General features: G+C 69.8%; 20 protein-coding genes. 13 read left to right on the top strand and 7 right to left on the bottom strand.

Features of this window, described 5'->3' with window-relative positions; genetic code table 11:
• The first annotated feature begins 83 nt into the window (after positions 1 to 83).
• Entirely contained in the window at positions 84 to 749 is a 666-nt protein-coding gene (locus MRBLMI12_RS17285) for a hypothetical protein (protein ID WP_363357505.1), read from the top strand.
• A gap of 78 nt (positions 750 to 827) precedes the next feature.
• The gene (uvrB, locus tag MRBLMI12_RS17280; protein ID WP_308867447.1) at positions 828 to 2909 is read left to right on the top strand and encodes an excinuclease ABC subunit UvrB; all 2082 of its coding nucleotides are present in this window, start codon (positions 828 to 830) and stop codon (positions 2907 to 2909) included.
• 34 nt (positions 2910 to 2943) lie between these two features.
• On the opposite strand, the gene MRBLMI12_RS17275 is transcribed toward uvrB, so the two are convergent.
• Positions 2944 to 3198, bottom strand: a complete 255-nt coding sequence (locus tag MRBLMI12_RS17275; protein WP_349427688.1) for a hypothetical protein — start codon at positions 3196 to 3198, stop codon at positions 2944 to 2946.
• Positions 3199 to 3242: 44 nt separating this feature from the next.
• Between MRBLMI12_RS17275 and MRBLMI12_RS17270 the strand changes: the two genes are divergently transcribed.
• From MRBLMI12_RS17270 to MRBLMI12_RS17220, 11 genes are all read left to right on the top strand, one after another.
• Entirely contained in the window at positions 3243 to 3686 is a 444-nt protein-coding gene (locus MRBLMI12_RS17270) for a MarR family winged helix-turn-helix transcriptional regulator (protein WP_363357504.1), read from the top strand.
• Between the two features lie 87 nt (positions 3687 to 3773).
• The gene (gene uvrA, locus MRBLMI12_RS17265) at positions 3774 to 6713 is read left to right on the top strand and encodes an excinuclease ABC subunit UvrA (RefSeq protein WP_414686226.1); all 2940 of its coding nucleotides are present in this window, start codon (positions 3774 to 3776) and stop codon (positions 6711 to 6713) included.
• Positions 6714 to 6718: 5 nt separating this feature from the next.
• Positions 6719 to 8647 (top strand): excinuclease ABC subunit UvrC, encoded by a 1929-nt coding sequence (gene uvrC / locus MRBLMI12_RS17260; protein ID WP_349427686.1) that lies wholly within the window; start codon positions 6719 to 6721, stop codon positions 8645 to 8647.
• 22 nt (positions 8648 to 8669) lie between these two features.
• Positions 8670 to 9551, top strand: a complete 882-nt coding sequence (gene rapZ, locus MRBLMI12_RS17255; protein ID WP_349427685.1) for an RNase adapter RapZ — start codon at positions 8670 to 8672, stop codon at positions 9549 to 9551.
• Positions 9552 to 9612: 61 nt separating this feature from the next.
• Positions 9613 to 10590, top strand: a complete 978-nt coding sequence (gene whiA, locus MRBLMI12_RS17250) for a DNA-binding protein WhiA (protein ID WP_308867440.1) — start codon at positions 9613 to 9615, stop codon at positions 10588 to 10590.
• 211 nt (positions 10591 to 10801) lie between these two features.
• Positions 10802 to 11428 (top strand): superoxide dismutase, encoded by a 627-nt coding sequence (locus tag MRBLMI12_RS17245; protein WP_308867439.1) that lies wholly within the window; start codon positions 10802 to 10804, stop codon positions 11426 to 11428.
• Between the two features lie 102 nt (positions 11429 to 11530).
• Complete coding sequence (gene gap, locus MRBLMI12_RS17240) at positions 11531 to 12541, top strand: type I glyceraldehyde-3-phosphate dehydrogenase (RefSeq protein ID WP_363357503.1); 1011 nt, start codon at positions 11531 to 11533, stop codon at positions 12539 to 12541.
• Positions 12542 to 12549: 8 nt separating this feature from the next.
• On the top strand, positions 12550 to 13764 hold the full coding sequence (locus MRBLMI12_RS17235) for a phosphoglycerate kinase (protein ID WP_363357502.1): 1215 nt from the start codon (positions 12550 to 12552) through the stop codon (positions 13762 to 13764).
• On the top strand, positions 13755 to 14576 hold the full coding sequence (gene tpiA / locus MRBLMI12_RS17230) for a triose-phosphate isomerase (RefSeq protein WP_363357501.1): 822 nt from the start codon (positions 13755 to 13757) through the stop codon (positions 14574 to 14576). Before MRBLMI12_RS17235 ends, tpiA begins: the two co-directional genes overlap by 10 nt.
• Positions 14577 to 14681: 105 nt before the next feature.
• Positions 14682 to 14930 carry a preprotein translocase subunit SecG gene (gene secG / locus MRBLMI12_RS17225; RefSeq protein ID WP_308867435.1) on the top strand — a complete coding sequence of 83 codons (249 nt, stop codon included), beginning with the start codon at positions 14682 to 14684 and terminating at the stop codon, positions 14928 to 14930.
• Complete coding sequence (locus MRBLMI12_RS17220; protein WP_349427681.1) at positions 14930 to 15286, top strand: RNA polymerase-binding protein RbpA; 357 nt, start codon at positions 14930 to 14932, stop codon at positions 15284 to 15286. The genes secG and MRBLMI12_RS17220 overlap by 1 nt, the downstream gene beginning before the upstream one ends.
• An 80-nt stretch (positions 15287 to 15366) precedes the next feature.
• Here MRBLMI12_RS17220 and pgl read toward each other — a convergent pair whose 3' ends face one another.
• The 6 genes from pgl to tkt are packed head-to-tail and all read right to left on the bottom strand — an operon-like array spanning position 15367 to position 23581.
• Positions 15367 to 16146 carry a 6-phosphogluconolactonase gene (pgl, locus tag MRBLMI12_RS17215; RefSeq protein WP_363357500.1) on the bottom strand — a complete coding sequence of 260 codons (780 nt, stop codon included), beginning with the start codon at positions 16144 to 16146 and terminating at the stop codon, positions 15367 to 15369.
• A 36-nt stretch (positions 16147 to 16182) separates the two neighbouring features.
• On the bottom strand, positions 16183 to 17139 hold the full coding sequence (locus MRBLMI12_RS17210) for a glucose-6-phosphate dehydrogenase assembly protein OpcA (RefSeq protein ID WP_363357499.1): 957 nt from the start codon (positions 17137 to 17139) through the stop codon (positions 16183 to 16185).
• Positions 17136 to 18686, bottom strand: a complete 1551-nt coding sequence (gene zwf / locus MRBLMI12_RS17205) for a glucose-6-phosphate dehydrogenase (protein ID WP_349427678.1) — start codon at positions 18684 to 18686, stop codon at positions 17136 to 17138. The genes MRBLMI12_RS17210 and zwf overlap by 4 nt, the downstream gene beginning before the upstream one ends.
• A gap of 15 nt (positions 18687 to 18701) precedes the next feature.
• Complete coding sequence (locus MRBLMI12_RS17200) at positions 18702 to 20342, bottom strand: glucose-6-phosphate isomerase (RefSeq protein ID WP_363357498.1); 1641 nt, start codon at positions 20340 to 20342, stop codon at positions 18702 to 18704.
• Positions 20339 to 21460, bottom strand: coding sequence for a transaldolase (tal, locus tag MRBLMI12_RS17195; protein WP_363357497.1), 1122 nt, complete (start codon positions 21458 to 21460; stop codon positions 20339 to 20341). Before tal ends, MRBLMI12_RS17200 begins: the two co-directional genes overlap by 4 nt.
• An 18-nt stretch (positions 21461 to 21478) precedes the next feature.
• Positions 21479 to 23581 carry a transketolase gene (gene tkt / locus MRBLMI12_RS17190; RefSeq protein ID WP_363357496.1) on the bottom strand — a complete coding sequence of 701 codons (2103 nt, stop codon included), beginning with the start codon at positions 23579 to 23581 and terminating at the stop codon, positions 21479 to 21481.
• Between the last annotated feature and the right edge of the window lie 91 nt (positions 23582 to 23672).

Genomic DNA, 23672 nt, shown 5'->3' with positions numbered 1-23672 from the left:
GGCGGTCGCCGGAACCGGCGCTATGGCCGTACCGCGACGTCGCTCTGCGGACTAGCCTGGGATCAGACCCGAGGAGGTGTCGCATGGGTATGCTCTCCAAGTTCCGGCGGCGTCGTGCCCCCTATCGTGCGGCGAGCGAAGAGGAGCGCATCTCGCGCTACGTCTACCTGCTCGGGACGCTCCCGGCCTCGGTGATCGAGAGCGCGCACGCGTCTGCGTTCGCCGACGTTCCGCCGCAGCGTCGCCGCGAGATGTTCGAGCAGCTGCGCCCGTTCCTCGCGGAGTCCGAGCGCGACGCGGCGGCCGAGGATCCCACCGTGATCGCCCGTCTCGTCCGTCGTGCAGAAGAGCACCGCGCCGCCCGGCGCGCGGCGGACGACGGCACGGATGCCGCGACGCGAAGCGCTGCGGATCCGGCGCGCACGGCGGTCGGCGTCGACGAGTCGGACCCGCGCGACCAGGTCGATGTGCGGAACATGCTCACGAGCGTCGGGATCATGGCGATCGTCGCGAACCAGTTCCTGCTGTCGACCTCGGTGACCATGTACTACACGATGGGTGCGGGGTCGCTTCTGCTCGGCTCCGAGCCGGCCTGGGTGGGCGAGACGTACGATCCCGGCTTCACGGGGTTCGACGGCGGCGGCTCGGGAGGGTTCGACGGGGGCGGCGGAGCGTTCGACGGCGGAGGATTCGACGCCGGAGGGTTCGGCGGCGGTGGCTTCGACGGCGGCGGGGGATTCGGCGGCTGACCCGCAGGACGCCCGACCGCGGCATCCGCTCGTCGCGAACGCCGCCCCGATGTCGGAGGCGCCGCCTACGCTGGACAGGTGCAGACCACTCGATCCGTGCGGCCGTTCGAGGTCGTGAGCGAATTCGCCCCGTCGGGCGACCAGCCGCAGGCGATCGCCGAGCTGGCGGCGCGCATCAACGCCGGTGAGACCGACGTCGTGCTGCTCGGCGCGACCGGCACCGGAAAGTCGGCGACGACGGCATGGCTCGTCGAAGCCGTGCAGCGGCCGACCCTCGTGCTGGCGCACAACAAGACGCTCGCGGCGCAGCTGGCCAACGAGTTCCGCGAGCTCATGCCCCACAACGCGGTCGAGTACTTCGTCAGCTACTACGACTACTACCAGCCCGAGGCGTACGTCCCGCAGACCGACACCTTCATCGAGAAGGACTCCTCGGTCAATGCCGAGGTCGAGCGGCTGCGGCACTCGACGACCAACTCGCTGCTGAGCCGCCGCGACGTCATCGTGGTCAGCACCGTCTCGTGCATCTACGGACTCGGTGCGCCCGACGAGTACCTGCGGGCGATGGTCGCGCTGCAGGTGGGTGAGGTGTACGACCGCGACGCGCTCATCCGCAAGTTCATCGCCATGCAGTACAACCGCAACGACGTCGACTTCTCGCGCGGCAACTTCCGCGTGCGCGGCGACACCATCGAGATCATCCCGGTGTACGAGGAGTACGCCATCCGCATCGAGATGTTCGGCGACGAGATCGAGGCGCTCTTCATGCTGCATCCGCTCACCGGCGATGTGGTGCAGCGGCTCGACAGCGTGCCCATCTTCCCGGCGTCGCACTACGTCGCCGGCACCGAGACGGTGCAGCGCGCGATCGGCACCATCGAAGACGAGCTGGCCGAGCGGCTGAAAGAGCTCGAGTCGCAGAACAAGCTGCTCGAGGCCCAGCGCCTGCGCATGCGCACGACGTTCGACCTCGAGATGCTGCAGCAGCTCGGCTTCTGCTCGGGCATCGAGAACTACTCGCGGCACATGGACGGCAGGGCGCCCGGTGAGCCGCCGCACACGCTGCTGGACTTCTTCCCCGACGACTTCCTCATGGTGATCGACGAGTCGCACGTCACCGTTCCCCAGATCGGGGCGATGTACGAGGGGGATGCCTCGCGCAAGCGCACCCTCGTCGAGCACGGCTTCCGCCTGCCGAGTGCGCTCGACAACCGGCCGCTGCGGTGGGACGAGTTCAAGAACCGTGTAGGCCAGACCGTCTATCTCTCGGCGACGCCGGGACGCTATGAGATGGGCATCGCCGATGGCGTCGTCGAGCAGATCATCCGCCCGACCGGCCTCATCGACCCCGAGATCGTGGTGAAGCCCTCCAAGGGGCAGATCGACGACCTCCTCGAAGAGATCCGCCTCCGGGTCGAGCGCGACGAGCGCGTGCTCGTCACCACGCTCACGAAGAAGATGGCGGAGGAGCTCACCGACTTCCTCGGCGAGCACGGGGTGCGGGTGCGCTACCTCCACTCCGACGTCGACACGCTGCGCCGGGTCGAGCTGCTCAGCGAGCTGCGCGCCGGCGTGTACGACGTGCTCGTCGGCATCAACCTCCTCCGAGAGGGCCTCGACCTCCCCGAGGTGTCGCTGGTGTCGATCCTCGATGCCGACAAGGAGGGCTTCCTCCGCAGCGGCACCTCGCTGATCCAGACGATCGGCCGTGCGGCGCGCAACGTCTCGGGCCAGGTTCACATGTACGCCGACACGATGACCGACTCGATGGCCAAGGCGATCGAAGAGACCGACCGGCGCCGCGAGAAGCAGATCGCCTACAACACGGCCCACGGGATCGACCCGCAGCCGCTGCGCAAGCGCATCGCCGACATCACCGAGGTGCTGGCACGAGAGGCGTCCGATACGGATCGGATGCTGCGGGGCAAGGCCGCGGCGAAGACCAAGTCCGGCATGGGCAAGAGCCCGACGCCGCAGCTGCGACGCGAGGGCATCGCGGCCGAGGGGGCCGAACAGCTCGAGGCGACCATCGCCGACCTCAGTCAGCAGATGCTCGCGGCCGCCGGCGAACTCAAGTTCGAGCTCGCCGCGCGCCTGCGCGACGAGGTGCAGGATCTCAAGAAGGAACTGCGCGCCATGGAGCGCGCGGGGCACGCGTAGTCGCACCTCCTCGAGCCGGGCGGCCGGTGCCGGCTCAGGGGCAGTGCATCAGGGGCTTCGGTCCCGAGCGGTCGAAGGTGTGCTGTGCGATGGGCGCGCCGCACAGCGGGCACGCGCGTTCGGCGCGCTCGGCCGGCGTGGGCGGGGGAGCCGTCTCGTACGGCCCGACCGCCGCAGGTCCAGCCACGCGGATCAGGTTCGCGTTGAGGAACGCGTACCACCCGCCGGCCTCCCGCACACGTTCGCGGAGCGGGCGGCGGGCGGCGGGAGCGGCATCCGGTTCAGGCATGGTTCTTAGTGTACTAACGATTCGTGCACGATAGGATGGCGGACGTGAACGATGCCGACCTCAGCCCCGATGACCTGCTCGCACTCGACAACCAGGTGTGCTTCGCCCTGGTGACCGCCGCGCGCAACGTCGTCGGCCTGTACCGGCCGATCCTGGAGCCGCTCGGGCTCACGCACCCGCAGTACCTGGTCATGCTCGCGCTCTGGGAGCGATCGCCCCGGTCGCTGCGCGAACTCGCCGTCGAGCTGGCCCTGGAGCCTGCGACGCTGTCGCCGCTGGTGAAGCGACTCGAGGCTCAGGGGCTCGTGACGCGTTCGCGGCGGGACGACGACGAGCGCGTGCTCGACGTGCGGCTCACCGACGCGGGGCGGAGACTGCGCGAGCAGGCTCTCGAGGTGCCCGGCAAGGTGATGGCGAGCGTCGGAACGGACGCCCAGGCGCTCCTGTCCCTCCGCGACGCGCTGCGCCCGTTCGCCGGCGCGCGCTGACCTCGGCCGCCGCGCCGGACGCGCTGTCTTCGCCCACGGCGAACGGCTCCCAGGCCTCATGTCGGAGGCCCCGCCTACACTTGACTGGTGCCCATCGTCCCTGTCGCCCTGCCCGCGAACATGCCCGCAAAGACCGTCGGCGGCACCAGCGGAATGCTGAGCGTCCGCGGTGCTCGCGTGCACAATCTGAAGGATGTCGATCTCGACATCCCGCGCGATTCGCTCGTCGTCTTCACGGGGCTGTCCGGCTCCGGCAAGTCCAGCCTCGCGTTCGACACGATCTTCGCCGAGGGGCAGCGCCGGTACGTCGAGTCGCTGAGCGCGTACGCGCGCCAGTTCCTGGGACAGGTCGATCGTCCCGACGTCGACTTCATCGAGGGCCTGAGCCCTGCCGTGTCGATCGACCAGAAGTCGACCAACCGCAACCCGCGGTCGACCGTCGGCACGATCACCGAGATCCACGACTACATGCGCCTGCTGTGGGCGCGCATCGGCGTGCCGCACTGTCCCGAGTGCGGCGAGGTCATCCAGCGCCAGACGGTCCAGCAGATCGCCGACCAGCTCATCGAGCTGCCCGAGCGCACGCGGTACCAGATCGTCGCCCCGATCGTCACCCAGAAGAAGGGCGAGTTCGTCGACCTCTTCAAGGAGCTCGGCGCCAAGGGCTATGCGCGCGCCATCGTCGACGGCGAGCTGATCCAGCTGGCCGAGCCGCCCGTGCTCAAGAAGAGCTACAAGCACGACATCGCCGTCGTGGTCGACCGCCTCGTCGCGGCGCCCGCCATCCTGGATCGCGTCACCGACTCGGTCGAGACCGCGCTGTCGCTTGCCGGCGGCGTCATGCAGATCAACTTCGTCGACGAAGAGGGCGACGCCGCCTGGCAGTCCTTCTCCGAGAAGCTCGCGTGCCCGAACGGCCACCCGCTGCAGCTCACCGAGATCGAGCCGAGGACGTTCTCGTTCAACGCCCCGTTCGGCGCGTGCCCGGCCTGCTCGGGGCTCGGCACCCGCATGTCGGTGGACGTCGAGCTCATGCTGGGCGACGAGGACCTGTCGATCCGCGAGGGCGTCCTCATCCCGTGGACGACCCAGGGCAAGGGGCTCTTCCAGTACTACGAGCGCCTGCTCGAAGGCCTCGCGAACGATCTCGGCTTCTCGCTCGACACTCCGTGGAAGAAGCTGCCGTCGGACATCCGCGAGGCCGTGCTGCGGGGCGAGAACTACAAGGTCACGGTGCGGTGGAAGAACCGCTACGGCCGCGAGATGCGCTACTCGTCGGGTTTCGAGGGCGTCGTGCCGTACATCGAGCGGCAGTACACGCAGGCCGAGTCCGACACGCAGCGGCAGCGCTGGTCGGAGTACCTGCGCGAGGTGCCGTGCCCCGTGTGCGACGGCGCGCGCCTGAAGCCCGAGGTGCTGGCCGTGCAGGTGCACGGCCATTCGATCGCGGATGCCTCGCGCCTGAGCCTCGGCGAGGCGCGCGAGTACTTCGCGAAGCTGACGCTCACCGAGCGCGAGGCGACGATCGCCGCGCAGGTGCTGCGCGAGATCCGCCTGCGACTGGACTTCCTCATCCGCGTGGGTCTCGACTACCTCAGCCTCAGCCGCGCAGCCGCGACCCTGTCCGGCGGCGAGGCGCAGCGCATCCGGCTGGCCACGCAGATCGGCTCGGGCCTGACGGGTGTCCTCTACGTGCTCGACGAGCCGTCGATCGGCCTGCACCAGCGCGACAACCGCCGCCTCATCGAGACGCTCGTCGCGCTGCGCGACCTCGGCAACACGCTCATCGTCGTCGAGCACGACGAGGAGACGATCCACGCCGCCGACTGGGTCGTCGACATCGGCCCGGGCGCCGGCGTCAATGGGGGAGAGGTCGTGCACTCCGGTCCGATCGAGGAACTCCTCGCCGACCGCGACTCGATCACCGGCGACTACCTGTCGGGGCGTCGGGCGATCCCGACGCCGAAGAAGCGCCGCAAGATCGACAAGAAGCGTCAGGTCGGCGTGGTGGGCGCGCGTGAGAACAACCTGAAGAACGTCTCCGTCGACTTCCCGCTCGGCGTGCTCACCTCGGTGACCGGCGTGAGCGGCTCCGGCAAGTCGTCGCTGGTCAACGGCATCCTCTACCAGGTCCTGGCGACGCGCCTCAACGGCGCCCGCCGGGTGGCCGGCAAGCACACGCGCGTGACCGGGCTCGAGAACCTCGACAAGGTGGTCCACGTCGACCAGGCGCCGATCGGACGCACCCCGCGGTCCAACCCGGCGACGTACACCGGCGTGTTCGACCGCATCCGCACGCTGTTCAGCGAGACGCCCGAGGCGAAGGTCCGCGGCTACCAGCCCGGTCGCTTCAGCTTCAACGTCAAGGGCGGCCGCTGCGAGGCGTGCTCGGGCGACGGCACGATCAAGATCGAGATGAACTTCCTGCCCGACGTGTACGTCGACTGCGAGGTCTGCCACGGCAAGCGGTACAACCGCGACACCCTGGCCGTGCACTACAAGGGCAAGAACATCGCCGAGGTGCTGGAGATGCCGATCGCCGAGGCGGCGGAGTTCTTCGAGCCGATCCAGGCGATCCACCGCTACCTGAGGACGCTCGTCGACGTCGGTCTCGGCTACGTCCGGCTGGGGCAGTCCGCCACGACGCTGTCGGGCGGCGAGGCACAGCGCGTCAAGCTCGCCACCGAGCTGCAGCGCCGCACCAACGGCCGCTCCATCTACGTCCTCGACGAGCCGACGACCGGCCTGCACTTCGAGGACGTCCGCAAGCTCCTCGAGGTGCTGAACGGCCTCGTCGACAAGGGCAACACCGTCATCGTGATCGAGCACAACCTCGACGTGATCAAGTCCTCCGACTGGGTCATCGATCTCGGCCCCGAGGGGGGTGCCGGTGGCGGTGAGGTCATCGCGACGGGCACACCCGAGCAGGTCGCGCGCGTCGAAGCCAGCCACACCGGCGTCTTCCTCGCCGAGGTGCTGGGCGTCGGCGGCCAGGCGGAGCTCGTCGAGGCCCGCAAGGCCGGCTGAGCGGCATGGCGCGCTCCGCTCCCACCGTCCCGTACAAGCCGAACCCGGGCGAGATCCCCACCAATCCGGGGGTGTACCGGTTCCGCGACCGGGACGGGCGCGTGCTGTACGTCGGCAAGGCGAAGAACCTCCGCGCGCGCCTGTCGAACTACTTCGCTCCGCTGCACACGCTGCACGAGCGCACCCGTCGCATGGTGACGACGGCGGCGTCCGTGGAGTGGACCGTGGTCGCGACCGACGTCGACTCGCTGCAGCTCGAGTACCAGTGGATCAAGGAGTTCGATCCGCCGTTCAACGTCCGCTACAAGGACGACAAATCGTACCCGTTCATGGCGATCACGCTCGCCGACGAGGCGCCGCGGGTGATCGTGACGCGCAACCGCCGCATCCCGGGCGCCAAGTACTTCGGCCCGTACCCCAAGGTGTGGGCGGTGCACGACACGATCGACCTGATGATCAAGGTCTTCCCGATCCGCACCTGCAGCGACTCGTCGTACAAGAAGGCCATGGCGAGCGGCCGTCCGTGCTTCCCGGGCCAGATCGGGCGCTGCGGCGGACCGTGCTCGATGAAGGTCACGATCGAGGAGCACCGCGCGATCGTCGACGACTTCATCGCCTTCATGTCCGGCGGCGACCAGCGCTTCACGAAGCAGCTGACGGCGCGCATGCGCGAGGCCTCGGCGGCCATGGACTACGAGGCCGCCGCCGTCTACCGCGACCGCCTGCACTCCATCGACGCGGTGCTGAACAAGAGCGCGCTCGTGCTCGCCGCCGACACCGACGCCGACCTGTTCGGCATCGCCGAGGACGAGCTGGCCGCCACGGTGCAGCACTTCGTGATCCGCGGTGGCCGCGTGCGCGGTGTGCGCGCGACGACGATCGAGAAGGAGATCGACATCTCCGACGGCGATCTCGTCGACCAGGTCATCCAGCGCACCTACGGCAACGCGGCGGGTGCCGACATCCCGAAGCAGGTGCTCGTGCCCTCGATGCCGGACGACGCGGCCGACCTCGAGGAGTGGCTGCGCGCCCGGCGGGGCAAGGGCGTGACGATCCAGGTGGCGCAGCGCGGCCGCAAGGCCGATCTCATGCGCACCGCCACGCTGAACGCCCAGCAGGCGCTGATGCTCCACAAGACCCGGCGCACCAGCGACTACGTCGCCCGCAGCCAGGCGCTCACCGACCTGCAGGAAGCGCTCGACCTCGCCGAGGCGCCGCTGCGCATCGAGTGCTTCGACGTGTCGCACCTGAGCGGCACCAACGTGGTGGCCTCGATGGTCGTCTTCGAGGACGGACTGCCGCGCAAGGATCAGTACCGCTCGTTCGGCGTCGCCGAGACCACGGACGACACCGACTCGCTCTACCAGGTGCTCACACGGCGCCTCGCCTACCTGGACCGCCCGGAGGAGAACGACACGCCGCTCGTGCCCGACGTGACCTCCGACGAGACCGTCGTCACCGAGCGGCGGCGCCCGCGCTTCGCCTACCGGCCGCAGCTGCTGGTGGTCGACGGCGGCAAGCCGCAGGTGGAAGCGGCGGCCCGCGCACTCCGTGATGCGGGCCACGAGGAGATCGCGTTGTGCGGCATCGCCAAGCGCCTCGAAGAGGTGTGGCTGCCGGGGGAGGAGTACCCGGTCATCCTGCCCCGCACCTCCGAGGCGCTCTACCTGCTGCAGCGTCTGCGCGACGAGGCCCACCGCTTCGCGATCACCCACCAGCGCAAGCGGCGGCGCCGCGACATCCAGAGCGTGCTGGCCGAGGTGCCGGGTCTCGGCGAGGCCCGCATCAAGGCGCTGCTGCGTCACTTCGGATCGGTGTCGGCGCTGCGCAAGGCGACCCCCGAAGAGATCGCCGAGCTCCCGGGCGTCGGCCCGAAGCTCGCCGCGGCGATTCACTCGCACCTCGCGGAGCCCGCGCCCGTCACCAGTGGGTAGGCTGGGCTCGACGGGGGTGGTCATGGGCGAGGCGACGCGTCACGACGTCGGAGAAGTGCTGATCGTCACGGGCATGTCGGGCGCCGGAAGATCTACCGCGGCGAACTCGCTGGAGGACCTCGACTGGTACGTGGTCGACAATCTGCCGCCGCAGATGCTGAAGCCGCTCCTCGACCTCACCGAGCTCGCCGGGGGAGTGCTGCCGAGGGTCGCCGTCGTCGTCGACGTGCGTGGCCGCGACCTCTTCTCCGACCTTCCCGATGCGATGCGGGCGCTTCGCGAGCGCCGGCAGATCCGGGTCATGTTCCTCGACGCCTCCGACGATGTGCTCGTGCGCCGGTTCGAGGCGGTGCGGCGCCCGCACCCGCTGCAGGGCGAGGGGACCATCCTCGACGGCATCCGCCGGGAGCGTGCGCGTCTCGCGGCCGTCCGCGAGGGTGCCGACGTCATCATCGACACGTCGTCGTACAACATCCACCAGCTCGCCACCAAGGTCGCCGATCTCTTCACCGAGGAGGGGTCCGCGCGGCACACGCTCACCCTGCAGAGCTTCGGCTTCAAGTACGGGCTGCCGCCCGACGCCGACCTCGTGGCCGACATGCGATTCCTGCCGAACCCGTTCTGGGACGAGCGGCTCCGCCCGTTCACCGGCGAGGACGCCGAGGTGCGCGAGTACGTGCTGGCCCAGACCGGCGCGGCCGAGTTCCTGGAGGCGTACAGCGCGGCGCTGCGCCCGGTGCTCGAGGGGTATCAGCGCGAGAACAAGAGCCACTCGGTCGTCGCCGTGGGCTGCACCGGCGGCAAGCACCGCTCGGTGGTGATGGTCCGCGAGCTCGCGGAGCGCCTCGCGGCGGTGCCCGGCGTGGCGGTCCGTGTGACGCATCGCGACCTCGGTCGGGAGTGATGAGGCGCGTCCCGGCCGGTAGGGTGGAGGGTCGTTCCCGAAAGACCCGCGAAGGAGTCCCGTGTCGCTGACCGCTGACGTGAAGGCCGAGCTGATCACCGTGCGAGACCCGCGCCCGACCGCACGGGTCGCCGAGCTCACGTCGCTGCTGCGATTCTCGGGCGGCCTGCACTCGATCGCGAACCGCGTCGCGGTCGAGGCCGAACTCGATTCCGACATCCTCGCCCGGCGCACCGCGCGCGACCTCGTCGAGCTGTACGGCGTGCGCCCGGAACTCGTGCACGTGCAGGGCTCCGGTGCCCGCACGGGCAGCCACTACGCGGTGCGCGTGATCGAGGGCGGCGAGACCCTCGCCCGCCAGACCGGCCTCCTCGACCAGCGGCGCCGTCCCGTGCGCGGGCTTCCCAACAAGCTCACGACGGGCTCACGCGGGGATCTCGCCGCGATCTGGCGCGGCGCGTTCCTGGCGGCCGGAACGCTCACCGACCCGGGTCGCTCCGCCGCGCTGGAGATCACCTGCCCGTCCTCCGAGGCCGCGATGGCCCTGGTGGGCGCCGCGCACCGTCTCGGCATCGCCGGCAAGGCCCGCGAGGTGCGCGGCATCCCGCGCGTCGTCGTGCGCGAGGGTGAGGCGATCCGCGCGGCCCTGGCCGCGATGGGCGCCATGCGCGCGGCGGCCGACTGGGACCAGATGCGTCAGCGCCGCGAGGTGCGTGCGGGCGTCAACCGGCTCGTGAACTTCGACGACGCGAACCTCCGTCGCTCGGCGCAGGCCGCCGTCGCCGCCTGCGCGCGCGTCGAGCGTGCGCTCGCGATCCTCGGCGACGAGGTGCCCGAGCACCTCCGCCAGGCCGGTGACCTGCGTCTCGCGCACCGCGATGCCAGCCTCGACGAACTGGGCCACCACGCGGACCCGCCGCTGACCAAGGACGCGGTCGCCGGCCGCATCCGTCGCCTCCTCGCGATGGCCGACAAGAAGGCCGAGGCCGAGGGTCTGCCCGGCACCGAGTCGGCGGTCCCCGCCGGCATCGAGGACTGATCCTGCGCGGCTGATGCCGCGGGCCACGGCCCTGCCGCGCACGTCCGAGCCTCCGTGGGGCGTGAAGCGATGCGTGAGGAGACCAGGGACCGTCTTCCACACGTCACAGTGGGAAGCAACCCCGTCGCCCGTGCGTTGCCGCTCAGTAGGATGATTCCGTCACCCTCGCTGCGCCGGGGATTTCGGCGCGCGCCGACAGGAAGAAGAGAACATGGCGAAGTACACCTTGCCCGACCTCCCTTACGACTACGCCGCCCTCGAGCCGCACATCAGCGGCAAGATCATGGAGCTGCATCACAGCAAGCACCACCAGGCGTACGTCACCGGCGCGAACACCGCGCTGGAGCAGCTGGCCGAGGCGCGTGAGACCGGCAATCTGGCCAACGTGAACAAGCTCGAGAAGGACCTCGCGTTCAACCTCGGCGGTCACGTCAACCACTCGATCTTCTGGACCAACCTGTCGCCCGAGGGCGGCGGAGAGCCCGAGGGCGAGCTGCGCGCCGCGATCGACGAGTTCTTCGGCGGCTTCGACAAGTTCCAGGCGCACTTCACCGCCGCCGCGACCGGCATCCAGGGCTCCGGCTGGGCCGTCCTCAGCTGGGACCCGATCGGCGAGCAGCTCATCATCCAGCAGCTGTTCGACCAGCAGAGCAACACCGCGCAGGGCACGATCCCGGTGTTCCAGCTCGACATGTGGGAGCACGCCTTCTACCTCGACTACCTCAACGTCAAGGCCGACTATGTGAAGGCTGTCTGGAACATCGCGAACTGGCAGAACGTGGCGCAGCGCCTCGACGCCGCCCGCCAGAAGACCTCGGGCCTGCTGGTACTGTCATAAAAGGCGCGGCTGTCCCGGCGGGACGCCCGCCGGGACGCCGTTGTCCTCGTTCGCACCGCACCAACCGCGCACTCGCGCACGACACATCTCAGGAGAAACTCCGTGACTGTCAAGATCGGCATCAACGGCTTCGGCCGAATCGGACGCAACTACCTCCGCGCGGCACTCGCGCAGGGTGCGGACCTCGACATCGTGGCGGTGAACGACCTCACCGACAACAAGACGCTCGCTCACCTGCTCAAGTACGACTCGGTCGGCGGCCCGCTGGACGCCGAGGTGTCCTACGACGAGGACTCGATCACCGTCGGCGGCAAGAAGATCAAGGTCTTCGAAGAGCGTGACCCCGCCAACCTCCCCTGGGGCGAGCTGGGCGTCGACATCGTCATCGAGTCGACCGGTCGCTTCACCAAGGCCGACGACGCCAAGAAGCACGTCTCGGGCGGCGCCAAGAAGGTGCTCATCTCCGCTCCCGCCACCGGTGACGACGTGACCGTCGTCATGGGCGTCAACGAGGGCGACTACGACCCCGAGAACCACGTCATCATCTCGAACGCGTCGTGCACCACGAACTGCCTCGCCCCGCTGGCCAAGGTCTTCAACGACGCCTTCGGCATCGAGCGCGGCTTCATGATGACCGCCCACGCCTACACGGCCGACCAGAACCTCCAGGACGGCCCGCACAGCGACCTCCGCCGTGCCCGCGCCGCGGCGATCAACATCGTCCCGGCCTCGACCGGTGCCGCGAAGGCCATCGGACACGTGCTCCCCGAGCTCAACGGCAAGCTCAGCGGCTCGTCGTACCGCGTGCCGGTTCCCACCGGCTCGATCGTCGACCTCACGATCGTCACCCCGACCGAGGGCCTCACGGTCGACCAGGTCAACGCCGCCTACCAGGCCGCCGCGGCCGACGGTCGCCTCGCGGGCTACCTGCAGTACACCGAGGACCCGATCGTCTCCAGCGACATCCAGGGCAACCCGCACTCGTCGATCTTCGACTCGGAGCTGACCAACGTCAGCGGCAACCTGGTCAAGGTGTCGGCCTGGTACGACAACGAGTGGGGCTACTCCAACCGCCTCGTCGACCTCACCGAGTACGTCGCCGAGAGCCTGTAACCACCGCCATGGCTCTGCGCACCCTCGATTCGCTGGGTTCGCTGGCCGGCAAGCGCGTCATCGTCCGTGCTGATCTCAACGTTCCTCTCAAGGACGGGATCATCACGGACGATGGCCGTGTGCGGGCCACGCTCCCCACGCTCAACGCCCTGATCAATCAGGGCGCACGCCTCGTCGTCTGCTCGCACCTCGGTCGCCCCGACGGGGCTCCCGATGCGAAGTACAGCCTCGCGCCGGTCGCGCAGCGCCTGTCGGAGCTGCTCGGCAAGCCCGTCGCTTTCGCCCGCGACACCGTCGGCGAGTCCGCTCAGGAGGCCGTCCTGGCCCTCGAGGACGGCGACGTCGCGGTGATCGAGAACCTCCGGTTCAACCCGGGGGAGACCGCGAAGGACGAGGGGGAGCGCCGGGCGTTCGCCGAACAGGTCGCCGCACTCGGCGACGCACTCGTCTCGGACGGCTTCGGCGTCGTGCACCGCAAGCAGGCGTCCGTGTACGAGCTCGCCGAGATCCTGCCGTCCGCGGCGGGTCTGCTCATCGCGACCGAGCTGGACGTCCTGGATCGCCTCACCGAGAGCCCGGAGCGGCCCTACACGGTCGTCCTCGGCGGCTCGAAGGTCAGCGACAAGCTGGGTGTCATCTCGCACCTGCTGCCGCGCGTCGACCGGCTGCTCATCGGCGGCGGGATGCTCTTCACGTTCCTCGCCGCCCAGGGTCACAAGGTCGGCTCGAGCCTGCTCGAGGCGGACCAGCTCGACACCGTCCGCGAGTACATGCGCCGCGCGGAGGAGTCGGGCGTCGAGCTCGTGCTGCCGACCGACGTGGTCGTCGCCTCGAAGTTCGGCGCCGACGCGGAGCACGTGGTGACGCGCGCGGATCAGATCGAGGAGACGCCGTTCGGCGCCTCCGGGCTGGGCCTGGACATCGGGCCCGACACTGCAGTGCGGTTCGCCGAGCTCGTCCGCGGCTCGAAGACGGTGTTCTGGAACGGCCCGATGGGCGTGTTCGAGCTCGCGCCGTTCGCGGCCGGGACCAAGGCCGTCGCGCAGGCGCTCACCGAGGTCGACGGTCTGTCGGTCGTCGGCGGAGGCGACTCCGCCGCGGCGGTCCGCCAGCTCGGGTTCGCCGACGACGCCTTCGGTCACATCTCGACCGGCGGCGGCGCCAGCCTCGAGTTCCTCGAGGGCAAGAAGCTCCCCGGACTGGAGGTCCTCGGATGGCAGTAGACAGCGCTGGTTCAACGGCTGCTGCGCAGACCAGGCGTACCCCGCTCATCGCCGGCAACTGGAAGATGAACCTCGACCACCTGCAGGCGGTCGCGTTCGTCCAGAAGCTGCACTGGACGCTCAAGGACGCGAAGCACGAGGACGGCTCGGTCGAGGTGGCGGTCTTCCCGCCCTTCACCGATCTCCGCACGGTGCAGACCCTTCTCGACGCCGACAAGATCCCGTTCGCCCTCGGTGCACAGGACATCTCGTCGCACGACTCCGGCGCGTACACGGGCGAGGTCTCGGGCGCGTTCCTCGCGAAGCTCGACAACCGCTACGTGATCATCGGCCACTCCGAGCGTCGCGAATATCACCACGAAGGCGACGACATCGTCGCCGCGAAGGTGCAGGCGGCGCTGAAGCATGGGCTGGTTCCCGTGATCTGCGTGGGCGAGACCGCCGACGACCTCGAGAAGCACGGTGCGAGCGCCGTACCGGTCGGTCAGCTCCGGGCCGCACTCGAAGGCGTGAAGGCGGATGCCGACATCGTCGTGGCCTACGAGCCCGTGTGGGCGATCGGATCCGGCCAGGCGGCGACGCCCGAGCAGGCCCAGGAGGTGTGCGCCAAGCTTCGCGAGGTCATCGCCGACAAGCTCGGAGCGGATGCCGCAGCCCGCACGCGGGTTCTCTACGGCGGCTCGGTGAAGGCCGCGAACATCGCCAGCTTCATGCGCGAGCCCGATGTCGACGGTGCGCTGGTCGGCGGTGCGAGCCTCGTCGTCGACGAGTTCGCCGCGATCATCCGCTACCAGAAGCACGTCGGCGTCTGAGCGCTGACCGGCGGGCGGCGAGGATTCCTCGCCGCCCGCCGGTGTACACGTATACTTGACCCTTGTGCGATCGGCGAACGATCGCAGCGAAAGGCTTCTACGACTGTGCAGATCCTCGAGTTCGTCCTGCAGGTGCTTCTCGGCATCACGAGTCTCCTGCTGACCCTCCTCATCCTGCTCCACAAGGGGCGCGGTGGCGGCCTGTCCGACATGTTCGGCGGCGGCATGACCTCAGCCATGGGCTCCTCGGGCCTCGCCGAGCGCAACCTCAACCGATTCACGGTGGTCCTCGCCCTGGTGTGGTTCGCATCGATCGTGGCGCTCGGCCTGATCACGAAGTTCCAGGCCATCTGATGGCCACCGGAGGCAACGCGATCCGCGGCACCCGCGTCGGTGCCGGTCCGATGGGCGAGCAGGACCACGGCTTCCACGCCGACCGCATCGCCATCTCGTACTGGGACGCCCTGGGCAACGAGACGGTGCGCTACTTCGCAGCGGGCATCCCCGAGGAGGAGATCCCCGAGACGATCGACTCGCCCCACTCGGGTCTGCCGGCCGGGCGCGACAAGGAGAACCCTCCCGCCGTCGCGAAGACCGAGCCGTACAAGACCCACCTCGCGTACGTGAAGGAGCGCCGCACCGAAGAGGAAGCCGAGACGCTCCTCGACGACGCGCTGAAGCAGCTCCGCGAGCGCCGCGGACAGGGCTGACGCGACGCATACAGCACAGAAGAGAAGAGCGGATGCCGAGGCATCCGCTCTTCTCTTCTGTCCGCGTGCAGCAGCCGGGGTCAATACTCGCGGTCGATGAGCTCCGGCGGCACCTGCGCGGCGGCCGCCTGGTCGACGAAGAACGTCGTGCGCTTGCGGCCCTTGGCGCCGGCGGCGGGAACACTCGCGTAGCTGGCTCCGGCCAGCGCGAGGCCCAGCGCGGCCGCCTTGTCGGCGCCCGACAGTACGAGCCACACGCGCTTCGAGCTGTTGATGACGGGACGGGTCATCGTGATCCGCTCCGGCGGGGGCTTGGGGGAGTCGCGCACCGCGACCACCGAGCGATCCGTGATCTGGATCTCGGCGCGGTCGGGGAAGAGCGACGCGATGTGCCCGTCCGGCCCGACCCCGAGGAAGCACACGTCGAACGAGGGCCACGCGCCTTCCGCTCCGGGGAAGCGGGCGAGCTCGTCGGCGTACGCGGCGGCGGCGGCATCCAGATCCACGCCGTCATCGCTGCCGAGCGTGGCGTGGATGTTCTCGGCCGGGATGTCGAAGCCGTCGAGGAACGCCTCCCGCGCCTGGCGGTCGTTGCGGTCGGAGTGGCCGAGGGGGACGAACCGCTCGTCGCTCCACCAGAAGTGGACGCGCGACCAGTCGATGCGGGCCGCGCGCGGACTGCGTCCTGCGGCGGCGAGCACTGCCGCACCCATCGATCCGCCCGTGAGCGAGATGTGGGCGAGCTTGCCCTCGTCGACCCGTTTGGCGACGCGGCTCAGGAAGCGCGGAGCGACGGAATCGACGAGCGCAGCGGGATCGGGACTGATGATGACGCGTTTCTCGGCCCAGCCTTCAGGCATTCGTCTTCGTCCTGTCCGTCACCCGTGCACTGTCCATCAGGCCTGCGTCCCCTTCGTCGCCGGAGGGTCGAGCAGCTCCCAGCCCTCGGTGATGACTCGACCATACAGGACGTCCGGGTCGAGGCGACGGAGCTCCTCTGCCAGGCACTCGCGCAGCGTCCGGCGCGGGAACGCCAGGTCGTGCGTGGGCTGTCCGGGCTGGGTGAGGATCGCCACACCGGGCGTCGGGCGCTCCAGGAGCACCTCACCGCTGGGACGCACCAGCGCCACGGACTTGATGCCGTGCGGCCACTCCTCGGCGTCGAGATACGCCCAGTCGACGGGCACGTCGAGCGTGAGGCGCAGCCACGCCGCGAGGAGCGCAGTGGAGGGCGAATCCGACGCACCGCGCACCCGCACGCCGACCACGGGCTCGTACGGCGGCTGGTCGAGGATGGCGGCCAGCTGCTCGCGCCAGCGCGTCAGACGCGTCCACGCGAGGTCGGTGTCGCCGGGCGCGTACTGCTCGCCCAGGCCCGCGACCCATGCCGACGGGTCGGACTTGGTCGCGGCATCCGTGATCCGGCGCTGGGCGATGCGACCGATCGAGGTCTTCGAGATGTTGTCGGGCGTGCGGTTGGGCCACCACACCACGACGGGAGCGTCGGGCAGCAGCAGGCCCGTCACGAGGCTCTCGAGGTTCGAGTGACCGGCGTCGCCGAATGCCCGCAGGGTGACGACCTCGCTCGCACCGGCGTCGCCGCCCACGCGGATCTGCGCGTCCAGGCGCGGTTCGGCGTCGTAGCCGTCGGGGATCAGCAGCACGATGACGCGCATCGGGTGCTCGCGCGACGCGTCGTTGGCGGCTTCGATGACCTCTTCGACCGCGGCCTCACGCGTGAGGATGACGAGGGTCAGCACGCGGCCGAGCGCGACCGCGCCGCCCTCCTCGCGCACGTTGACGAGCGCACGCGAGATCTTGCTGACAGTGGTGTCGGGAAGATCGACGATCACGGGCGCCTCCAGGTCCGTCCGTCGCGGGCGAGCATCTCGTCCGCGGAGTCCGGGCCCCACGACCCGGGTGAGTACTGTTCGAGCGGACCGCCCTGGGCATCCCAGAACTGCTCGATCGGGTCGAGGATCTTCCACGACAGCTCGACCTCTTCGTGCCGCGGGAACAGCGGCGGGTCGCCGAGCAGCACGTCGAGGATGAGACGCTCGTAGGCCTCGGGGCTCGCCTCGGTGAAGGCATGGCCGTAGCCGAAGTCCATCGTGACGTCGCGCACCTGGGCACCGGCACCCGGGACCTTCGAGCCGAACCGGATCGTGACGCCCTCGTCGGGCTGCACACGGATCACCAGGGCGTTCTGGCCCTGACCCGACGTCTGGCTGCGCGAGAACAGCAGCTCGGGGGCGCGCTTGAAGACCACGGCGATCTCGGTGACACGGCGGCCGAGACGCTTGCCGGTGCGGAGGTAGAACGGCACGCCTGCCCAGCGACGGGTATTCACCTCGAGGGTCACGGCGGCGTACGTCTCGGTCGTCGAGTGAGGGTTCATGCCGTCCTCCTCGAGGAAGCCGAGCACCTTCTCACCGCCCTGCCAGCCGCCCGCGTACTGGCCGCGCGCGGTCGAGCGGGCGAGGTCCTCCGGCAGGGTGACGGCGGCGAGCACCTTCTCCTTCTCGGCGCGGAGGTCCTTCGCATCGAACGAGATGGGCTCCTCCATGGCGGTCAGCGCCATCAGCTGCAGCAGGTGGTTCTGGATCACGTCGCGTGCCGCGCCGACACCGTCGTAGTAGCCCGCGCGGCCGCCCACGCCGATGTCTTCCGCCATGGTGATCTGCACGTGGTCGACGTAGTTGCGGTTCCAGATCGGCTCGTACAGCTCATTGGCGAAGCGGAGGGCCAGGATGTTCTGGACCGTCTCCTTGCCGAGGTAGTGGTCGATGCGGAAGATCGAGTCCGTCGGGAACGCCGAGCGCAGCACGTCGTTCAGCGCGCGCGCCGACTCCTGGTCGTGCCCGAACGGCTTCTCGATGACGACACGGCGCCAGCGGTCGGGCTGGTCGGCGGTGTCGTCCACGAGACCCGACGACTTCAGCTGCTCCGCCACCAGCGGGAACGCCTTCGGCGGGATCGACAGGTAGAACGCGTGGTTCCCCATCGTGCCGCGATCGGTGTCCAGCCGGTCGACGGTGTCCTTCAGGCGACGGAACGCGTCCGGGTCGTCGAACTCGCCCGACACGAAGCGGATGCCCTGCAGCAGCTGCTGCCAGGTCTCGTCGCGGAACTCGGTGCGCGCGTACTGGCGCACCGCGTCGTACACGACCTGGGCGAAGTCCTGGTCGGCCCAGTCGCGCCGCGCGAAGCCGACGAGCGCGAAGCCCGGAGGCAGCAGACCGCGGTTGGCGAGGTCGTAGACGGCGGGCATGAGCTTCTTGCGGGAGAGGTCTCCCGTGACGCCGAAGATGACGAGCGCGCTCGGACCGGCGATGCGGTTGAGGCGACGGTCTTCGGGGTCGCGCAACGGGTTGTGCCCGCGCGAGATCTCGACGGTCATGTGGGGCTCGAACTCCTACTGGGCCGCTTCGAAGAGCGAGAGCACTTCGATCTGGGGATCGGTGAGGGTCAGGGTCACGACGGGTCGGCCGTGGCCATCGGCGAGAACGGCCGCGTCTCCCGCGGCCTGCGCCTGGATGAGCTGGCCGAACGTGAACGGCCGGCCTGGGATCTCGAGGTCGACGTCGGTCTGCTCGAGGATCTGGAGGAACACGCCGTTCGCGGGGCCGCCCTTGTGGTACTGCCCGGTCGAATGCAGGAACCGCGGTCCCCAGCCGAACGTGGTGGGACGCCCGGAGTCTGCGGCGACGAGTTCGCGCAGGCCCGCGAGCTGCGACAGCTCGAGCCGGTTGACGTACGCCTGGATCGCGACGTAGCCGTCCTCCGGCAGCCGTGCCCACAGTGCGTCGAGGACCCCGGCGACGGTTCCGGATGCCGCGAGGGCGGGGTCGGAGACCCGCACCTCGACGCCCTCCACGGCGAACGCCGGAGCCGTCGGCTCGGGTCGTGCGTCGAGGAGGCCGCGCGCGGCCACCTTGGCGGACTCGACATCGGGCTGGTCGAAGGGATTGATGCCCAGCATCCGCCCCGCGATCGCCGTCGCGTACTCCCAGACGACGAACTGCGCGCCCAGCGAGCCGCTCACGAGCAGCTCGCCCTCGTGGTGCTCGAAGAGGTGGAACTGCTTGGCCTCGTCGACGAGGCGCACGATCTGCAGGTCGGCCGGCTTCGCGTCGACCTCGGGGGAGACCGGGAGCAGGACGACGGGCAGGATGCCGGTGCCTTCCTTGCCGGTCGACTCGGCGACGAGCTGCTCGATCCAGTCCGGCAGGCCCACGATGTGCGTGCCGTCGGTGACGAGGCCGAGCTTGTCCCTGCGAGACGCTGCGCCGTCGACCTGCTGGCCGCCCGCGATCGCCGCGGCCAGCACGAGCGCCGGATTCTCGGGGCTGTCGATCGACACCTCGAGCAGCGTCGCCTCCGCCTCGTCGAGGAGCTCGGAGATGTCGACGCCGGCGAGACCGGCCGGCACCAGCCCGAACGCGGTGAGGGCCGAGTAGCGGCCGCCGACGGTCGGGTCGGCGTTGAAGACCGTGTACCCGTCCGCGCGCGCCTCCTGGTCCAGCGGCGAGCCGGGGTCGGTCACGACGACGATGCGTTCGGCGGGGTCGATCCCCAGGTCGCGGAATGCCGCCTCGAACGCCCGCTTGGCGGAGTCGGTCTCGACGGTGGACCCGGACTTCGACGACACGACGAGCGCCGTGCGCGTGAGGTCGCCGGCCTGCGCGTCGCCGTCGATCGCCGCGAGCACCTGGCCGGGGGCCGTGGAGTCGAGGATCACGAGGGGAACGCCCGAGGTCTGGGCGATCACCTCGGGGGCGAGCGACGAGCCGCCCATTCCGGCGAGCACGATGCGCGTGATGTTGCGCGAGCGCAGCCGCTCGCGGAGAGCCAGGATCTCGGCGACCAGGGGGCGCGAGACGCTGACGGCCTCGACCCAGCCCAGGCGTCGCGACGCCTCGTCCTCGGCCGCGGGGCCCCACAGGGACTCGTCGCCGCCGGTGATGCCGGATGCCACGAGGCTCGACACGAGCCCGGGCAGTGTGGCCTCGACGACGGACTTGACGTGTCCGCTGAGGTGGATGTCGAAGCTCATCGGGTGGCCTGGAGCGCGTCCTCGAGCGCCGTCTTGACGGTGCCCTGCAGGTCGTGCCAGGAGGCGATGAACTTGTCGACCCCTTCGTCTTCGAGCACCTGGGTGACGTCGGCGAAGTCCACGCCGACGGCGGCGAGACGATCGAAGACCTCGTGCGCAGCGGCGTAGGTGCCCGTGACGGCGTCACCGGCGATCTGGCCGTGGTCGAAGGTCGCCTCGAGCGTCTTCTCGGGCATCGTGTTGACGGTGCCGGGGGCGACGAGCTCGGTGACGTAGAGGGTGTCGGGCAGGGACGGGTCCTTGACGCCGGTCGACGCCCACAGCGGCCGCTGGAGGTGCGCGCCGGCATCCGTCAGCGCCTTCGCGCGGTCGGTGGCGAACGCCTGCTCGAACAGCTCGTACGCGAGCCGGGCGTTCGCGACGCCGGCGAGCGACTTGAGCGCCGTGGCCTCATCGGTGCCGATGGCGACGAGCCGCTTGTCGACCTCGGTGTCCACGCGCGAGACGAAGAACGAGGCGACCGAGTGGATCTTCGAGATGTCGTGGCCGTTCGCCTGCGCCTGCTCGAGCCCCGCCAGGTAGGCGTCGATGACCTCGGAGTAGCGCTCCAGGCTGAAGATCAGCGTGACGTTGACCGAGATGCCTTCGGCCAGCACGGCGGTGATGGCGGGAAGACCGGCCTTCGTCGCAGGGATCTTGATGTGCACGTTGGGGCGGTCGACCGTGGCCCACAGCTCCTTGGCCTGGGCGATCGTCGCCTCGGTGTCGTGGGCGAGGTCGGGGGAGACCTCGATCGACACGCGGCCGTCGACGCCGTCCGTCGAGTCGTAGACCGGGCGGAAGATGTCGGCCGCGTCGCGCACGTCGTCGGTCGTCGCGGCGAAGATCGCGTCGTCGACCGATGCGCCGGCCGCCGCGAGCTCCGAGATCTGCGTGGCGTACGAGTGCCCGCCGCCGCCGATCGCGCCCTGGAAGATCGTCGGGTTCGTCGTGACGCCGCTGACGTTGCGCGTCGAGATGAGCTCGGTCAGATTGCCCGACGTGATGCGCTCGCGCGACAGGTCGTCGAGCCAGATGCTCACGCCCTCGGCGACCAGCTTCTCAGTGGGGGTGCTCATGCTGCCTTCTCCTCGTGCTTAAACGTCGCTCGCGGCCGCGAGAGTCTCGCGGGCGGCCTCGACGACGGCGTCGGCGGTGATGCCGAACTTCTGGAACAGGGTCTTGTAGTCGGCCGACGCACCGAAGTGGTCGATCGCGACGGAACGGCCGGCGTCGCCGACGATGCCGCGCCAGGTGAGCGCCGAGCCGGCCTCGACCGACACCCGCGCCTTCACTGCGGCGGGCAGGACCTTCTCGCGGTAGGAGGCATCCTGCTCGTCGAACCACTCGAGCGACGGCGCCGACACCACGCGGGCGTTCACGCCCTCGGCGGCGAGGGTCTCGCGGGCGGAGACGGCGAGCTGCACCTCGGAGCCGGTCGCGATGAGGATCACGTCGGGCGTGCCGCCCGGCGCTTCGGCGAGGATGTAGGCGCCCTTGGCGACGCCGTCCGTCGACGCGAAGACGTCGCCGTCGGCCTCGCCCTCGCCCCGCTCGAACACCGGGATGTTCTGGCGCGTCAGCGCGATGCCGATGGGGCCGCCCTGGCGACGGACGATCTCGAACCACGCGGCCGAGGTCTCGTTCGCGTCCGCGGGACGCACCACGGTGAAGTTCGGGATGGCGCGCAGTGTCGCGAGCTGCTCGACCGGCTGGTGGGTGGGCCCGTCCTCGCCGAGCGCGACGGAGTCGTGCGTCCAGACGAAGATCGACGGGATGTCCATCAGCGCGGCCAACCGCACCGAGGGGCGCATGTAGTCGCTGAAGATCAGGAACGTGCCGCCGAACGGGCGCGTCGGGCCGTGCAGCTTGATGCCGTTGACGATGGCGCCCATCGCGTGCTCGCGGATGCCGAAGTGCAGCACGCGGCCGTACGGGTCGCCGGACCACTCGTGCGTCGACCACTCGGCCGGGATGAAGGACTTCGCGTCCTTGATCGTCGTGAGGTTCGACTCGGCGAGGTCGGCCGAGCCGCCCCACAGCTCCGGCAGCTCGGCGGCGAGGGCGTTGATCACGATGCCCGACGCGGCGCGCGTGGAGACGTCCTTGCCCGCTTCGAACGAGGGGAGGGCTGCTGCCACGTCTGCGGGCAGCTCTCCGGCCTCGAGGCGGTCGAACAGCGCCTTGCGCTCGGGGTTCGCCGCCGCCCACGCGTCGAACGACTCCTGCCAGGCCGCGCGCTCCTCATGGGCGCGGTCCTTCAGGGAGCGCGTGTGCGCGAGGACGTCCTCGGCGACGACGAAGGACTGCTCGGGGTCGAAGCCGAGCACCTTCTTCGTCGCGGCGAGCTCGTCGCCGCCCAGCGCGGAGCCGTGGATCTTGCCGGTGTTCTGCTTGCCGGGCGATGGCCAGCCGATGATCGTGCGGAGGATGATGAGCGACGGTTTGGCCGTCTCGCCCTGCGCCGCCTCGATCGCGGCGAACAGCTCGGCGACATCCTCGACGTACTCGCCCGACTTCTTCCAGTCCACGACCTGCACCTGCCAGCCGTAGGCCTCGTAGCGCTTCGCGACGTCCTCGGTGAAGGCGACGTTCGTGTCGTCCTCGATCGAGATCTGGTTCGAGTCGTAGATGGCGATGAGGTTGCCGAGGGCCTGGTGGCCGGCGAGCGACGAGGCCTCGGAGGTGATGCCCTCCTGCAGGTCGCCGTCGCCGGCGATCACGTAGATGTGGTGGTCGAAGGGCGACGTGCCGGCGGCGGCGTCCGGATCGAACAGGCCGCGCTCGTAGCGGGCGGCGTACGCGAAGCCGACCGCCGACGCGAGGCCCTGGCCGAGAGGGCCGGTCGTGATCTCGACGCCCTTGGTGTGCCCGTACTCGGGGTGTCCCGGCGTGAGGGAGCCCCACGTGCGCAGCGCCTTCAGGTCGTCGAGCTCCAGCCCGAACCCGCCCAGGTAGAGCTGCACGTACTGCGTGAGCGAGGAGTGCCCGGCCGACAGGATGAACCGGTCGCGGCCGACCCAGTGGGTGTCGGCGGGGTCGTGACGCAGCACGCGCTGGTAGAGCAGGTACGCCGCCGGCGCCAGGCTCATCGCGGTGCCGGGGTGGCCGTTGCCGACCTTCTCCACGGCATCCGCAGCCAGGACGCGAGCAGTGTCCACCGCGCGCCGATCGATCTCATCCCAACGCAGTTCCGACACCGGGCCGCCTTTCTCGAGGAGGTGCGCCCAGAATGTGGCCGGCTCGCGGCCCTTGTCCGGATGGATAAGGGGGAATCGGCGACGGGCGCGC

This window comes from Microbacterium sp. LMI12-1-1.1 (genome assembly GCF_040676455.1).
Taxonomy (GTDB): Bacteria; Actinomycetota; Actinomycetes; order Actinomycetales; family Microbacteriaceae; genus Microbacterium.
The sequence above is the reverse complement of the archived record's forward strand: the minus strand, read 5'-3'. Positions and strand labels throughout refer to the sequence as shown.

Coding starts and splice junctions, on each gene's coding strand:
- MRBLMI12_RS17285 (WP_363357505.1), top strand. CDS start 84: ATGGGTATGCTCTCCAAGTTCCGGCGGCGTCGTGCCCCCTATCGTGCG.
- MRBLMI12_RS17275 (WP_349427688.1), bottom strand. CDS start 3,198: ATGCCTGAACCGGATGCCGCTCCCGCCGCCCGCCGCCCGCTCCGCGAA.
- uvrC (WP_349427686.1), top strand. CDS start 6,719: ATGGCGCGCTCCGCTCCCACCGTCCCGTACAAGCCGAACCCGGGCGAG.
- rapZ (WP_349427685.1), top strand. CDS start 8,670: ATGGGCGAGGCGACGCGTCACGACGTCGGAGAAGTGCTGATCGTCACG.
- MRBLMI12_RS17245 (WP_308867439.1), top strand. CDS start 10,802: ATGGCGAAGTACACCTTGCCCGACCTCCCTTACGACTACGCCGCCCTC.
- MRBLMI12_RS17235 (WP_363357502.1), top strand. CDS start 12,550: ATGGCTCTGCGCACCCTCGATTCGCTGGGTTCGCTGGCCGGCAAGCGC.
- tpiA (WP_363357501.1), top strand. CDS start 13,755: ATGGCAGTAGACAGCGCTGGTTCAACGGCTGCTGCGCAGACCAGGCGT.
- MRBLMI12_RS17220 (WP_349427681.1), top strand. CDS start 14,930: ATGGCCACCGGAGGCAACGCGATCCGCGGCACCCGCGTCGGTGCCGGT.
- pgl (WP_363357500.1), bottom strand. CDS start 16,146: ATGCCTGAAGGCTGGGCCGAGAAACGCGTCATCATCAGTCCCGATCCC.
- zwf (WP_349427678.1), bottom strand. CDS start 18,686: ATGACCGTCGAGATCTCGCGCGGGCACAACCCGTTGCGCGACCCCGAA.
- MRBLMI12_RS17200 (WP_363357498.1), bottom strand. CDS start 20,342: ATGAGCTTCGACATCCACCTCAGCGGACACGTCAAGTCCGTCGTCGAG.
- tal (WP_363357497.1), bottom strand. CDS start 21,460: ATGAGCACCCCCACTGAGAAGCTGGTCGCCGAGGGCGTGAGCATCTGG.